Origin of the sequence: Streptomyces sp. AgN23, assembly GCF_001598115.1 — a bacterium.
GTDB classification, from domain to species: Bacteria; Actinomycetota; Actinomycetes; order Streptomycetales; family Streptomycetaceae; genus Streptomyces; species Streptomyces antimycoticus.
Window position 1 is genome coordinate 2729849 of sequence record NZ_CP007153.1, and the last position, 14667, is coordinate 2744515.

Sequence of the window (14667 nt, forward strand, 5' to 3'; positions counted from 1 at the left end):
TTGTCCACAGTGGCGGCGTCGTCCGGGGTGGAGACGGTGTCTCAGGAGGAGGCGGGGCGCAGCCGCAGTCCCTGCATTCCTCCGTCGACGGCCAGCGCGGTGCCGGTGACGGCCGCGGCGGCGGGGCTGGCGAGATACGCGACGGCGGCGGCCACCTCGTCGGCGGAGACCAGCCGTCCGGTGGGCTGACGGGCCTCCAGGGCGGCGCGCTCGGCCGCCGGATCGGGGGCCTGGTCGAGCAGCCGGCCGACCCACGGGGTGTCCGCGGTGCCGGGGTTGACGCAGTTGACGCGGACCCCCTCGCGGATGTGGTCCGCGGCCATGGCGAGGGTCAGCGAGAGCACCGCGCCCTTGCTGGCGCTGTAGGCGGCGCGCTGCGGCAGTCCGGCGGTGGCGGCGATCGAGCAGGTGTGGGTGATGGAGACGGCGCCGGGCCGGTCGACCGCGGCGGCGCGCAGATGGGGCAGCGCGGCCCGCGCGGTGCGGACCAGGCCCAGCACGTTGATGTCCAGCAGCCGGTGCCACTCCTCGTCGGAGTTGTCCTCGACGCTGCCGATGGCGCCGATGCCCGCGTTGCCGACGAGGGTGTGCAGGGCGCCGAACTCGCTCACCGCCACGTCCACCGCGGTCCTGACCGCCTCGTCGGAGGTCACGTCGGCCGTGAGCGCCAGCGTGCCGTCCGGGGCGCCCGACGGATCGCGGTCGAGCACGGCGACCCGCGCTCCCCGGTCGCGCAACGTGGCGGCGATGGCGGCGCCGATACCGGAGGCGCCGCCGGTGACGAGCGCGGCCAGCCCCTCGAAGTCGCCGGTGGTCACTGGTTGTCCTCCTGTCGAACGGGCGGTGCGGATGCGGGCTGTACGGATGCGGGCGGGGCGGATGCGGGCGGTGCCGGTTCGGGCCCCGCGAGGCGGGCCCGCCATTCGGGCCCGTCCGGATAGCGGTAGGCGGCGATCGACTCGGGGTACATACGGGCGGAGAAGCCCGGCGCGGTCGGGGCGCGGTAGCGGCCCGACTCGATGACCACGGGATCGGCGAAGTGCTCGTGGAGGTGGTCGACATACTCGATGACCCGGTCGTCCCAGCTGCCCGATACGGCCACGAAGTCGAACATGGCGAGATGCTGGACGAGTTCGCACAGCCCGACGCCGCCCGCGTGCGGGCACACCGGCAGTCCGTACTTGGCGGCGAGCAGCAGGATCGTGAGGTTCTCATTGACCCCGGCGACCCGCGCCGCGTCGATCTGGACGAAGTCGACCGCCTCGGCCTGGAGCAGCTGCTTGAAGACCACCCGGTTGGCGACATGCTCGCCGGTGGCGACCTTGACCGGCTGTCCGGCGCGGATGGCGGCGTGGGCGAGGACGTCGTCCGGGCTGGTGGGCTCCTCGATCCAGTACGGGTCGTACGGCGCCAGGGCACTCATCCAGCGCACCGCCTCCGCCACGTCCCAGCGCTGGTTGGCGTCCACGGCGATGCGCACATCGGGGCCGACCGCCTCGCGCGCGATCCGCATCCGCCTGAGGTCCTCGTCGAGATCGGCGCCGACCTTGAGCTTGATCTGGCCGAAGCCGTCGGCGACGGCCTCCTGCGCCAGCTTGATCATTTTCTCGTCGGAGTAGCCGAGCCAGCCGGGCGAGGTGGTGTAGGCGGGGTAGCCCCGCTCGCGCAGCAGCGCGGCGCGCTCGGCGCGGCCGGGCTCGGCGGCGCGCAGGATGGCGAGTGCCTCGTCACGGGTGAGCGCGTCGGTGAGGTAGCGGAAGTCGACCAAGTCGACCAGCTCCTCGGGCGACATCTCGGCGAGGAACTGCCACAGCGGCTTCCCTGCCTGCCGGGCGGCGAGATCCCAGGCGGCGTTGACCACCGCGCCCGCCGCCATATGCATGACGCCCTTCTCCGGCCCGAGCCAGCGCAGCTGCGAGTCATGGGTCAGTTCACGGTGCAGGGCGGCCAGATCGGCCGCCGTCAGCGGCGCGGGGCGGCCCACCACATGGAGGCGGAGAGAGCGGATGGCGGCCGCGGTGACATCGTTGCCGCGGCCGATGGTGAAGACGAAGCCGTGCCCCTCGGACGCCGCCCCCTCCCCCGCGTCCGTGCGCAGCACGACATAGGCGGCGGAGTAGTCGGGGTCCGGGTTCATGGCGTCCGAGCCGTCGAGCTGCTCCGAGGTGGGAAATCGGATGTCATGGACCTCGAGCTCGGTGACGGATGGACGCAGACTCAATGGGGGCTCCCTGAAACGATGCGCGAGAGAGAACATCGGACCTTTCGCGATGGTCCGATGTATAGCGCTGCGCGAAGGGTTACGTCCAGAGGTACGCAAGAACTTCCCAAGGACAGATCGGATGAATCTCTTAGTGGTCCTGGACAGGGGCTGCGGCCGGAGCACCGGAAAGCCGTAGGCTTGGGTGGCACGCAATGGGAACTGCAGCCGGTGGCGGCACCGATCCGTCCGCCCCGGCCGGAAGGAGGCGCTGGGTGATCGAGCTTGAGGGGGTTCCCGAGCTGATCGACCCGGTCATGATCTGTGCCTTCGAAGGCTGGAACGACGCCGGAGACGCCGCCTCGACCGCGGTCGGGCACCTGGACCGGGAGTGGAAGGGCGAGGTCTTCGCCTCGCTCGACGCCGAGGACTACTACGACTTCCAGGTGAACCGGCCCACCGTTGCCCTGGAGGGCGGCGTGCGCAAGATCACTTGGCCGACGACCCGGCTCTCGGTGGTCCGGGCGGACACCGGGGAGAAGTCCCGGGACCTGGTGCTGGTGCGCGGTATCGAGCCGAGCATGCGCTGGCGGTCGTTCTGCAACGAGATCCTCGGCTACGCCCATGAGTTGGGCGTGGAGATGGTCGTCATCCTCGGCGCACTGCTCGGAGACACCCCGCACACCCGGCCGGTGCCGGTCAGCGGGGTCACCTCCGACGCGGACCTGGCCCGCAGTCTCGATCTGGAGGAGACCCGCTACGAGGGCCCGACCGGGATCGTCGGAGTCCTCCAGGAGGCCTGCGCCCACGCCGGCGTCCCGGCGGTGAGCCTGTGGGCGGCCGTGCCGCACTACGTCTCGCAGCCGCCGAACCCGAAGGCCACCCTGGCGCTGCTCAACCGCCTCGAGGACCTGATCTCGGTGCGCATCCCCCTCGGCGAGCTGACCGAGGACTCACGGGCCTGGCAGTTGGGCGTGGACCAACTGGCCGCCGAGGACAGCGAGGTCGCCGAGTACGTCCAGTCGCTGGAGGAGGCGCGGGACACCGCCGAGCTGCCGGAGGCGTCGGGCGAGGCCATCGCCCGCGAATTCGAGCGCTATCTGCGGCGGCGCGACGGCCAGCCCGGCCCCGGCGGCCATGCGACCGAGAGCGGTGGTCTCGCGGAGGGCGGCACGGGCGGCCCCGGCGCCCCCTATCTGCGGGATCCCTCCACCGGCCATGGGCGGCCGCGTAAGCCGTCCCCCAAGGACGAGGTGGCCAACGACACCGAGGACACCGGCGGCGCCGAGGACGACGCCAAGGGCCCGGACGACGCCCAGGGCGCCCAGGGCGGTGAGGGCCAGGACGCCTCCCGCCGCGACGAGGGCGGCACGGACCGGGGCGGCGACGGGGACGAGGGGTCCGGCTCCGGCCGGTAGCCGCGGCCGCGCCACCGCGCGCGTACGCCACGCTCCGTACGGTGCACGGGCCCACATGACGCCCGGCGTCACGCGTCCCCACGTCAGCCCGTGGCGCGGCAGACGGGACGCGGCGACGAGCCCGCGCCGGGAGGACCCCGGCGCGGGCTCATGCGTTCACCGTCATCCCGGTGCGGCGATACGACGCCGCGTCAGAGCGCCACGCCCAGCAGCGCGTCCACGGCGCGCGAGACCAGCCCGGGCGCCCCCTCGTCCGTACCGCCGGTGGCCGTCTGCGTGGCCGCCCAGCGGTCGACGGCGGCCAGGGCGGCCGGGGAGTCCAGGTCGTTCGCGAGCGCCTCGCGGATCTCCTCCACCAGCGCGGCGGCCGAGGGCCCGTCCGGTCGCGAGACGGCCGCACGCCAGCGCCCGAGGCGCTCCTCGGCCTCCCGCAGCACCCCGTCCGTCCACTCCCAGTCCGCGCGGTAGTGGTGGGCCAGCAGCGCGAGCCGTATGGCCGCCGGGTCCACACCGTCGCGGCGCAGCGCCGAGACGAAGACCAGATTGCCCTTGGACTTGGACATCTTCTCGCCGTCCAGGGCCACCATTCCGGCGTGCACATACGTTTTGGCGAACGGCCGCTCACCGGTGAGCACCTGGGCGTGCGAGGCGCCCATCTCATGGTGCGGGAAGGCGAGATCGGATCCGCCGCCCTGCACATCGAAGCCCATGCCGAGATGGTCCAGGGCGATGGCCACACACTCGATGTGCCAGCCGGGGCGGCCGGCGCCGAGCGATCCGCCGTCCCAACTCGGCTCGCCGTCACGGGCGGCCATCCACAGCATCGGGTCGAGGGGGTTCTTCTTGCCGGGGCGCTCCGGGTCGCCGCCGCGCTCGGCGGACAGCAGCCGCATGGCCTCGGCGTCGAGCCGGCTGACCGACCCGAAGGAGGGGTCGGACTCCACGGAGAAGTAGATGTCGCCTTCGAGTTCATAGGCGGCGCCCAGGTCGCGCAGCCGCTCCACGAGCGGCACGATGCCCGGTATCGACTCGACGGCGCCGATGTAGTGGCGCGGGGGCAGCATCCGCAGGGCCGTCATGTCCTCACGGAAGAGGGCGGTCTCGCGCTCGGCGAGGGCCGTCCAGTCGTCGCCGTTCCGCTGGGCCCGCTCCAGCAGGGGGTCGTCGACATCCGTGACGTTCTGGACGTAGTGAACCTGGCGCTTGGTGTCGAGCCATACGCGCTGAACGAGGTCGAACGCGTTGTAGGTCGCGGCATGACCCATGTGGGTCGCGTCGTACGGGGTGATCCCGCAGACGTAGATGCGCGCGACGGGACCGGGGGTCAGAGTGATCCGTCCCCCGGTCGCGGTGTCGTGAATGCTCAGGTCCCGGCCACTGCCGGGCAGGGCGGGAACCTCAGAAGCGGGCCAGGCATACATGCAATGAGCGTAACCGGATGCAGCGTCCGTATACGAACCGGACCAGCGGTGTTGGCCGGAAGGGCGGTCTTGTGGATGCGCCCGTGAGCTGCATGGGCCCCCTGAGCCGCGTCCCACGGCTGCCGGGCGGGGACTCGGCGGAGCGCCGCCCGGAGGCGGAACGGGACACTCCGCTCAGACCGGCGGCCAGGAAACCCGGAGCCGGACGCGGCCGCCGGGCCCGGTGGCCGCCGGGCCAGGCGGCCTCAGACCGGCCGCCTGGACCGGCCGCCTCAGACCGGCGGCCAGGGGATGGCGGGCCACTGGCCGCTGGGCTCGGGGTGCTTCCCGGTCCGCAACAGCGTGGCCACACGGGCCCTGAGAGCCTCGATCTCGGCCCCGGTGATCAGCTCCGCCAGCCGGGCGCAGAGCGCGCCGCCGTCGGCCAGCTGGTCCGCCAACCGGCGCAGCACCTCCAGCACATCGTCCGGCAGCGGCTCCCCGGCCCAGCCCCACAGCAGCGTGCGCAGCTTGTCGTCGGCGTTGAAGGTCACTCCGTGATCAATCGCATAGAGCCGGCCACCGGCCGCGGGCAGCAGATGGCCTCCCTTGCGGTCACCGTTGTTGATCACCGCGTCGAGGACGGCCAGCCGGCGCAGCCGTACGTCGTCGGCGTGGACCAGCAGCGCCGTACGGCCCTCGCCCACCTCGGCGTAGCCGATCGCCTTCCAGCCGGGGCCCGGTTCGTCGCCCTCGACGAGCGCGAGCAGCTCCGCTCCCCCGATCTCCCCGGATCCCTCGCCGTCGCCGTCCGCGGATCCGTCGCTGTCCGCCCCGTCGGGGGCCACCTCGACCTCTATCCAGAGCTGGCACATCCCCTGCCCGTACGGCCCGTCGCGCAGCACGGTGGGCGGCACCAGGCCCCAGCCGGTGGCCTCGGAGATCTCGTACGCCGCGACCTCGCGCTGGGCGAGCGTGCCGTCCGGGAAGTCCCACAGCGGCCGTTCCCCGGCCACCGGCTTGTAGACGCAGGGGGCACTGTGGCCGTCGTACTCGACCGTGCAGTACAGCACCGCGTTGGACGCCTCCCGGACCTGTCCGCGCACCGTCAGCTCACCGAGAGCCAGCAGCTCGGCCGGGGGCAAGAGGCGCGAAGCCTCCGTTGAGGGTGGTGGTGCGAGACGGGTGGGCGGCGTCAGGCTCCGCGGCGGTATCCGTTCTGGCGCGGACATACGTGTCCCTCCGGGTCGAGCGGCAGACTGCACAGCGGGCAAGGCGGCCGGCCGGCGTTGACGACCTCCAGGGCGCGCTTGGCGAACGCCCTCGCCTGCGTACCGGTGAGCCGCACCCGCAGCATGGGCGGGCCGTTCACATCGTCCTGGAGCAGCCGCTCCTCGGCCTCGGCCAAGTCCTCCTCGGACTCGGCCTCCAGCTCGACCAGCGCCTGTGCCTCGACGATCATCCGCTGTTCCTCGCCGTCCCAGGCGAGTGCCATGGTGCCGACCCGGAACTCCTCCTCCACGGGGGCCTCCAGCGGTGCGGTGTCGGTGAGTTCGGTCGGCGCGACGGCGGGGACCGGGGCGTTTCCGCCGGTGCGCCGCACCACCTCGTCCAGCAGCTCGTCTATCCGCTCGGCCAACGCGGCGACCTGCGTCTTCTCCAAGGCGACACTGGTGGTCCGGCCACTGGCGGACGCCTGCAGGAAAAAGGTACGGCGACCAGGCAGCCCGACCGTACCGGCGACGAAACGGTCCGGCGGGTCATAGAGGAACACCTGACGGGACAACGTCCTGCTCCATTTTGGTTCGACTGTTCGGCTGACTGACTGCTGACCGCTGGGTGCCACGACCGCCCGGTCAGGGCTGTCACGGCGCCCTCGCACCGCGGCACCACCCTACTGCGCACGGAGATCACGGTGCTCCCGCGTCGCCGCCCACCGCCGCGTCCCCGCCCCGGTCGCCGGTGGTCTCCTCGCGCGGGGCCAGCCCCGCGAAGTCGCCGGTGTCGCCGAGCCGGACGACGAAGGGCCGGGTCGGGGTGTACCGGATCGCGGTGACCGAGCAGGGCTCGACCGAGATCCGCTGAAAGAGATCGAGATGCAGCCCGAGGGCGTCCGCGACGATCGCCTTGATGACGTCCCCGTGGGAGCACATCAGATAGACCGCGTCGGCGCCGTGCTCCCGCTCGATGCGGGCGTTCCAGTCGCGCACCGCCTCGACCGCGCGCGTGTGCATGGCGCGCATGGACTCGCCACCGGGGAAGGCGGCGGCCGACGGATGCTGCTGGACGATGTTCATCAGTGGTTCATCGGCGAGCTCGGCGAGCTTACGGCCCGACCAGTCGCCGTAGTGGCACTCCCCGATCCGGTCGTCGGGGTGCAGCGGCAGGTCGGGGCGGGCGGCGAGCAGCGGGGCCAGCGTCTCCCGGCAGCGCTGCAGGGGGCTGGTGACGGCGGCGGCCAGGGGCAGCCCGGCCAGCCTGCCGGGCAGCGCCGCGGCCTGGGCCGCACCGCGCTCGTCGAGGGCGACACCGGGAGTCCAGCCCGCGAGGACGCCCGCGGTGTTGGCGGTGGACCGGCCGTGCCGTACGAGGATCAGCATGGGCATGCCTGCCACCCTACGACCCCTCCGGCGCCGCTCAGCGGGCATGCGCACCGATCCCGCACAAGGGCCCCCTGTGCCTACCGCCATCACGCGAGGCAGAATGCGCTGCGTGATCGTGGATTGTGCCATCTACCGGGACGGGTGCCGCACCGAGGGGCCCGCCGACTTCTCCGACGCCCTCGACGAGGCGCGCGCGAGAGGGGACGCCTTCTTGTGGATCGGCCTGCATGAGCCGACCGAGAAGGAGTTCGAGCTGGTCACCAGCGAGTTCGGACTTCATCCGCTGGCCGTGGAGGACGCCCTGCGCGCCCACCAGAGGCCGAAGCTGGAGGTCTATGACGATTCGCTGTTCCTGGTGCTCAAGCCGGTCCAGTACGACGACAAGGCCGGCACCGTCACAGCGGGTGAGCTGATGGTCTTCGTCGGTGACTCCTTCGTGGTGACCGTAAGGCACGGCGGAGCGAATCCGCTCAGCACGGTGCGGGACCGGCTGGAGAAGACGCCCGAGGTGCTCCAGCACGGTCCGACCGCGGTGATGTACGCGGTCTCCGACGCGGTCGTGGACCACTACCTGGACGTGGCCGACGCGCTGCACGGGGACCTGGAGGGGCTGGAGACGGAGGTGTTCGCCCCGAACGCGGGCGCCGGGCAGAACACCGCCGGGCGGATCTACGCCTTCAAGCGCGAGGTGATGGAATTCCGCCGGTCGACCGGGCCGTTGGGGGAGCCGATGGAGCGGCTCACCGGCGCCGGGGTGCCGTTCGTGCACGAGGGCTCCCGGCCGTTCTTCCGCGATGTCAGCGACCATCTGACCCGGGTGAACGAGCATGTGGAGGGGCTGGACCGGCTGCTGTCGGACATCCTCTCCGCCCATCTCGCGCAGATGGGCGTGCGGCAGAACGACGACATGCGGAAGATCTCGGCGTGGGCGGCGATGGCGGCGGTACCGACGATGATCGCCGGGATCTACGGCATGAATTTCCAGCATATGCCCGAGCTGAAGCAGCCCTGGGGATACCCGGGGGTGGTCGCGCTCATGGGGGGTGTGATCGCCGTGCTGTACCGCTGGTTCAAGCGCCGCGGCTGGCTCTGATCGGGCGGCTGCGGTCCGGCGGCTGACCCTCCTGGCGGCACCTGCCCCCGGGCGCGCCCGCGGGCCCGTCGGCGGGCTCAGACGAACTCGGCCGCCTCGGATGCCCCGGAAGCGCTCTGCGCGGGCCCGCCGAGCGCGTTGCGCCGCTCGGGCATTCGCAGGGACACCATGCGCCGCCAGCCGCCCAGCCGCTCATACCCGTGCAGGGCGTGGATCCCGGCCGCGAACAGCGCGGCCTTCGGCTTGGGCCAGCCGAGGACGCACCCCATGTGGGCCATCACGGCCAGGCTGACGTCCCGGTAGACCTCCATCTCGACGAGTGCGCTCTCCCGCAGGACCCGCTGGATGGTCCGGCCGTATCCGGCGGCGGCCAGGCGCAGCAGCTCCTCGTGGCAGTAGGCGAGGTGGTTGTCCTCGTCCTCCGCGATCATGCGCACGGCGCGGCCGAGGTCGGGGTGATCGCCGAAGCATCTGCGCAACATCACCATCTGCGCCGAGGCACGCTGTTCGGTGACCCGGCTGTGGGCGAGGTAGATCACGATGTCGTGCTCGGTGAGCGGCTCGTCGCGGCGCAGCTTGTCATGGGCGAGGCCGATGCCGCGCGCCTCCAGGAGCATCGTGTAGTCGGCCGCGCGCGGCACCTCCATGGGCTCCAGATCGCGCTTGCTCAGCAGGGCGTTGAAGATCCGGCCGTGTTTGTCCTCGTCGGCGCCATGGCGGGCGATCTTGGGGGCGAGGTCGCGCAGGCTCTCGGGCACGAGGGCGGCGATCCGGCCGTTCTCCCAGCCTCCCTGGGCCTCCCCGCTGGCCGCGACGGAGCAGAAGAGGCGGAACGACTCGTCGTTGTCGAGGATCTCCTGGAACACGCTTTTCGCCGAGAACATCGCCGCCACCTCCGTGCGCTTGTCGTGCGCAGCCGTGCGCTTCCGTGCCGACATCCGCGCAGGGGCCGCGCAGAATAAGTCAACGGCCCGGTGGGCGCGGCGGCAACAGCTGAGCCTCACGGCTCGGCCGAACGGAGGACGGTGTGGGTGCCGCGCCCCCGTAACTCCTGGGCGGCGGAGGCGTTGTGCTGGATGACGGCCGTGGCGGGGAAGACCCCCGAGCCCCCACCACGGCCGCAGAATCCTCCCGGCGCGGCGCCGGAACCGGCTCCCCAGCAGAGCCGACTCTTCAGCCGAGAGCCGACTCCCCAAGGGCCTTCGACGGCCGGTGTGCGGCTTGTCACGGCGCTGCGAGCGCCATCGCGACTTCTCACCGCCTTACCGCGAGCAGGGCCGCCCCTGGCGCTGGTCGCCCTCTCGGCGCCCGATGGCGGCCCTTTGCGCTGGTCGCCGCCCTTTACGCGACTCCGGCCCGATCCAGGGCCTCCACGCCCGCCCGCAGCCCGGCGAGGCGCTCCTCCAGCGTGGAGCCCGTGGGGGTGAGCGACAGGGTGGTGACCCCGGCCTCCGCGTACGCCTGCATACGGTCCGCGATGCGCTCCACGGGGCCGAGCAGCGAGGTGGAGTCGATCAGCTCGTGGGGGACGGCCGCGGCGGCGCCCTCCTTGTCCCCGGAGAGGTACTTCTCCTGGATCTCGGCGGCCTCCTTCTCGTACCCCATGCGCTGCGCGAGCTTGTTGTAGAAGTTCTGCTTGGCGCTGCCCATACCGCCCACGTAGAGCGCCGTGTACGGGCGGAACTGGTCGGCGAGGGCGCGCACATCCTCGCCGAGGGCCATGGGGACGGTGGGCACCACGTCGAAGCCCTCGAGGTCCTTGCCCGCCTTCTCCCGGCCCGCGCGCAGCGAGCCGAGGGTGGTCGCCTCGGCGTGCTCGGGGGCGTAGAAGAGGACCAGGGCGCCGTCGGCGATCTCGCCGGTCTGCTCCAGGTTCTTCGGGCCGATGGCGGCGATGTACAGCGGGATGTGCTCCCGCACCGGGTGCACGGTCAGCTTGAGGGGCTTGCCGGGACCGTCGGGCAGCGGCAGCGTCCAGTTCTGGCCCTCGTGCGTCAGCCGCTCGCGTGACATCGCCTTGCGGATGATCTCCACGTACTCGCGGGTGCGGGCGAGCGGCTTGTCGAACCGCGTCCCGTACCAGCCCTCGGACACCTGCGGCCCCGAGACGCCGAGCCCGAGGCGGAAGCGGCCACCGGAGAGGGTGTCGAGGGTGGCGGCGGTCATGGCCGTCATGGCGGGGGTACGGGCCGGAATCTGGAAGATGGCGGAGCCGACGTCGATGCGCTCGGTCTGCGCGGCGACCCATGCGAGGACCGTGGCCGCGTCCGAACCGTAGGCTTCGGCGGCCCAGCAGACGGCGTACCCGAGCCGATCGGCCTCGCGGGCGACCTCGAGGTTGTCGGCGTCCATTCCGCCGCCCCAGTAGCCAAGGTTGATCCCGAGCCTCATACCGCACCTCTTACTGATCAGTAACGCTGCTGTTCCGGGGACTCTAGCGCGCACGGCCGGGATACGTCAGGGGTGGGTTATCCACAGGCTGCCACGGGTCACTGTCCGGACAGTAATCTCGACGTTCATGGAGCTAAGGCACCTCGGCCGCACGGGTCTGCGCGTCTCCCGGCTCGGCCTCGGCACGCTCACTTGGGGGCGGGACACAGACGAACACGACGCCGCGGATCAGCTCAAGGCGTTCTGGGAGGCGGGCGGGACGCTGGTCGACACCGCGGATGTCTACGCGGACGGCGGCGCCGAATACCTCCTGGGGCAGCTGCTGGAGGGGCTGCTGCCGCGGCGCGATCTGCAGATCGCCACCAAGGCCGGCAGCGTGCCCGATCCCGACCGCCGCTTCGACGGCTCGCGCGGCCATCTGCTGGGCGCGCTGGACGCTTCCCTGGAGCGGCTGGGCACGGACTATGTCGACCTGTGGCAGGTGCACGCCTTCGACCCGTTCACCCCGCTCGAGGAGACCCTGCAGGCGCTCGACATCGCGGTCAGCAGCGGCCGGGCCCGCTATGTGGGGGTGTCCAACTTCAGCGGCTGGCAGCTCGCGAAGGCCGCCACCTGGCAGCTGGCCTCCTCCGGTGCGCACACCCGGCTGGCCAGCACGCAGATGGAGTATTCACTGCTCCAGCGCGGTGTGGAGCGCGAGGTGCTGCCCGCCGCCCTCGACCTCGGCGTCGGGCTGCTGCCGTCCTCGCCGCTCGGCCGCGGTGTGCTCACCGGCAAGTACCGCCACACGACACCCGCCGACTCGCGCGGCGCCTCCGAGCTCGCGGCCTTCGTCGCCCCCTATCTGGACGAGGAGGCGAGCCGGATCGTCGAGGCGGTCGCCATAGCCGCCGACGGCCTGGCGACCACCGCGCTCAATGTGGCGCTCGCCTGGGTCCGCGACCGCCCGGGTGTCACCGCGCCGATCGTCGGCGCGCGCAACGCCCAACAGCTGAGAGCGGCGTTGTCGGCGGAGAGCCTTAGTCTTCCGGACGAGATCTGCCAGGCGCTCGACGATGTGTCGGCGCCCGTGCACCGCTATCCCGATCAGGACTGGAGCACGCTGTGAGTACCGACCGCCTCGCCGGCGAGGCCGCATCCGCGCCCGAGGAGGCCGAGCCCCATCCCGCCGTGCCGGCGGAGCCGGACGGCACCGGGACCCCGGCCCCGGGCGGCCCCGGAGGCCCCGCCACCGCCGGGACGGAGCCGGACCACACCCCGGACGACCACAGCGAGCCCGGCGGCGCGAGTGCCCCGTCGGGGAGGGACCGGAACGACGCGGGGACGGCGGCCGCCGGACAGGGCGGGGCCGACGACACCAAGGCTCCCACCGCCGGAACGGGCGGCACCCACGGCGGGAGCGCCGACCGCGAACAGCCTCCGGCGGGCGAGGCCGACGGTCCCGCTACGGAAGCGGGCGCCCACAGCGGGAGCGGCGACCGTGAGCGGGCCGCGGCCACCCCCGGGGACGGGGCGGGCGAGAAGGGGCGGCGGTCGGCGGCGGCTGAGGCGTTGGCCGCTGCCGTACGGGCCGTGGAGAGCGGTGAGCGGTCGGCAGCGTCGTTCTTCAACGACGCCCCCGCGCGCCGTCCGGCGGCGCCCACCCCCACCGCCCCCGCCGGGCCCGTGCGCGAGCGGCCCCGTACGGCGGCCCCCGCACCCGCGCCCGCTCCCGTGCGGCCGCCATCGGCCCGTCCGGCGCCCGGGCCAGGGGGCGAGATCCCCGGCAGCGGGGACGTTCGGCAGGTGCTCGCGGCGGGCGGAGCCCCCGAGAGCCTGGCCGGGCCGGTCGCCGAAACGCTCGGGGAGCGCGCCGCCGAGACGCTGCGCGAGGACCCCTGGCAGCTGCTGGCCGTGCCCGGTGTGCGCCCCGACCAGGCGGACGGCTTCGCTCGCGCCCTCCTCGGTCCGGCCTGCGAGCCCGGCGACGAGCGTCGTGCGCTGGCGCTCACCGGCTGGCTGCTGGAGCGCGCCGCCCTCGAAGGACACACCGCGCTGGAGTCGTCCACGCTGCGCGACGCACTCGCCAAGGTGTCCGTGCCGGACCCGGACGAGGCACTGCGCACCGCGATCGCGGAAGGTGCGGTGCTGGTCTTCCAGGACGCGCTCGACGCCCCGCCAGGGGCCCGTCCCCAGGCGGCCGACGACGAGGAGGCCGAGCAGCCGGTGCGGGTGCTGCTGGGGCTGGACCGCTATGCCCTGGCGGAGGAGAGCCTGGCCGACGCTCTCGCCCGGATGGCGAGCACCTTCGTCCCACCGCAAGACGGCGAGCCAACCGCGGACGGCCCCGGCGCGCCCGAGTGGGAGAGCGCGGCCGCCGCCGCGCCGACCGCCTCCGCCGCGGAGCTGATCCGTACGGTCGCGGCCCACGGCCTGGTCACCCACAGCGGTGGCGAGGCGGCGCGCGACGAACCGGCGGCGCTGGTCGCCGCCGCCCGCGCCCTGGGCCTACGGGCCTACGCGGCGGCGCACAGCGAGGACGGCAGGCGGCGGCTGGCCGCCTCCCTGAGCGAGGCCCCGGGCGCCGATCCGGAGGCCGCTTCCGCGGCCGTCACCGTCGCCGGGCTGCTGGCTGACGCCGAGGGCCCCGGACGCGACGAGGAGGGCGCGCTCGCGCTCGATCTGCTCGCCGTGCTGGACGCCTCACAGCTCGATGTGGAAACGGCCGCGATGCTCGTCGAGTCGCTGCCGGACGGCGCCCGTCTCGTGCTGAGCGGGGACACCGGGGTGCTGTGGTCGGCCGGCCCCGGCCGGGTCTTCGCGGACCTGGTGGCGGCCCGCCGCTGCCCGCAGGTCGTCTCCCGCACCCCCGACCCGGGCCCCATCGGCGAGCTGGTCTCGGGGATCGGGATCGGCGAGCTCAACCAGGTGGAGGCGCCCGGCAAGGAAGTGGTGATCGTGCCCGTGCGGGACGCGGGCGAGGCGGTGCACCGCACGGTGCAGCTCGTCGCCGATTCGGTGCCCCGTGCGATCGGCATCCCGGCGGAGCAGACCCAGGTGATCACCCCGGGCCACGGTGGCGCGGCCGGCACCCGCGCGCTCAACGCCGCCCTGAAGACCCGGCTCAACCCCGGCCCCGGCCAGTTCGGCGGCTTCGACCCGGGCGACCGCGTGGCATACACCCCGGCCCCCGGCCGTACGGTGCCGGGCACGGTGGTCTCGGCGGACGCCGAGGGGCTGCGGCTGGACTGCGCGGGCGGCCCCGTCGTGGTGCCGCGCACCGAGGTCGGCGAGCTGGTGCGGCACGGCTGGGCCCTCACCGCCCACCAGGCTGCCGGAGCGCGCTGGCCCGCGGCCGTGGTGGTGCTGCCGGGCGACGCCACGGCGGGGCTGACCCGCGCCTGGATCTACACGGCCTTCAGCCGCGGTGAGCGTCATCTGTCGGTGGTCCACGGCGCCGAGGGGGCGCTGCCCCGGGCGGTGGCGGAGATCCCCTTCAAGGAGCGCACCACACGGCTGCGCGCCCTGCTCCAGGCCCAGGTCCCGGCCGGGCCCACCGGCTGACCTGCGGCCCGGCACCGGC

General features: G+C 73.1%; 12 protein-coding genes. 4 read left to right on the forward strand and 8 right to left on the reverse strand.

The features are described from left to right. Positions 1 to 41 precede the first annotated feature (41 nt). On the reverse strand, positions 42 to 818 hold the full coding sequence (locus AS97_RS11925; protein ID WP_210564867.1) for an SDR family oxidoreductase: 777 nt from the start codon (positions 816 to 818) through the stop codon (positions 42 to 44). Then, the gene (locus tag AS97_RS11930) at positions 815 to 2215 is read right to left on the reverse strand and encodes an enolase C-terminal domain-like protein (protein ID WP_247204799.1); all 1401 of its coding nucleotides are present in this window, start codon (positions 2213 to 2215) and stop codon (positions 815 to 817) included. The genes AS97_RS11925 and AS97_RS11930 overlap by 4 nt, the downstream gene beginning before the upstream one ends. A gap of 260 nt (positions 2216 to 2475) precedes the next feature. Between AS97_RS11930 and AS97_RS11935 the strand changes: the two genes are divergently transcribed. Then, positions 2476 to 3618, forward strand: coding sequence for a PAC2 family protein (locus AS97_RS11935; protein ID WP_210564868.1), 1143 nt, complete (start codon positions 2476 to 2478; stop codon positions 3616 to 3618). A gap of 191 nt (positions 3619 to 3809) precedes the next feature. Here AS97_RS11935 and mshC read toward each other — a convergent pair whose 3' ends face one another. From mshC to AS97_RS11955, 4 genes are all read right to left on the reverse strand, one after another. Continuing rightward, complete coding sequence (gene mshC / locus AS97_RS11940) at positions 3810 to 5039, reverse strand: cysteine--1-D-myo-inosityl 2-amino-2-deoxy-alpha-D-glucopyranoside ligase (protein WP_086705823.1); 1230 nt, start codon at positions 5037 to 5039, stop codon at positions 3810 to 3812. A gap of 272 nt (positions 5040 to 5311) precedes the next feature. Then, on the reverse strand, positions 5312 to 6250 hold the full coding sequence (locus AS97_RS11945; protein WP_210564869.1) for an SCO1664 family protein: 939 nt from the start codon (positions 6248 to 6250) through the stop codon (positions 5312 to 5314). Beyond that, a complete protein-coding gene (locus AS97_RS11950; RefSeq protein ID WP_078640529.1) occupies positions 6214 to 6804 on the reverse strand; it encodes a DUF3090 domain-containing protein in 591 nt (196 codons plus the stop codon). Before AS97_RS11950 ends, AS97_RS11945 begins: the two co-directional genes overlap by 37 nt. Before the next feature lie 124 nt (positions 6805 to 6928). Beyond that, entirely contained in the window at positions 6929 to 7624 is a 696-nt protein-coding gene (locus AS97_RS11955; RefSeq protein WP_059148629.1) for a histidine phosphatase family protein, read from the reverse strand. Positions 7625 to 7721: 97 nt separating this feature from the next. Between AS97_RS11955 and AS97_RS11960 the strand changes: the two genes are divergently transcribed. Further along, positions 7722 to 8714 carry a magnesium and cobalt transport protein CorA gene (locus AS97_RS11960; RefSeq protein ID WP_059148630.1) on the forward strand — a complete coding sequence of 331 codons (993 nt, stop codon included), beginning with the start codon at positions 7722 to 7724 and terminating at the stop codon, positions 8712 to 8714. Between the two features lie 77 nt (positions 8715 to 8791). Here the strand turns inward: AS97_RS11960 and AS97_RS11965 are convergent, their stop codons facing one another. Both AS97_RS11965 and AS97_RS11970 read right to left on the reverse strand, forming a co-directional pair. After that, the gene (locus AS97_RS11965; RefSeq protein ID WP_210567196.1) at positions 8792 to 9598 is read right to left on the reverse strand and encodes a ferritin-like domain-containing protein; all 807 of its coding nucleotides are present in this window, start codon (positions 9596 to 9598) and stop codon (positions 8792 to 8794) included. A gap of 457 nt (positions 9599 to 10055) precedes the next feature. Further along, on the reverse strand, positions 10056 to 11105 hold the full coding sequence (locus tag AS97_RS11970) for an LLM class F420-dependent oxidoreductase (protein ID WP_086705826.1): 1050 nt from the start codon (positions 11103 to 11105) through the stop codon (positions 10056 to 10058). A gap of 127 nt (positions 11106 to 11232) precedes the next feature. Between AS97_RS11970 and AS97_RS11975 the strand changes: the two genes are divergently transcribed. Together AS97_RS11975 and AS97_RS11980 are read left to right on the forward strand one after the other, a co-directional pair. Further along, entirely contained in the window at positions 11233 to 12213 is a 981-nt protein-coding gene (locus AS97_RS11975; protein ID WP_059148632.1) for an aldo/keto reductase, read from the forward strand. Then, the gene (locus AS97_RS11980) at positions 12210 to 14648 is read left to right on the forward strand and encodes a helix-hairpin-helix domain-containing protein (protein WP_210564870.1); all 2439 of its coding nucleotides are present in this window, start codon (positions 12210 to 12212) and stop codon (positions 14646 to 14648) included. The genes AS97_RS11975 and AS97_RS11980 overlap by 4 nt, the downstream gene beginning before the upstream one ends. Positions 14649 to 14667 lie beyond the last annotated feature (19 nt).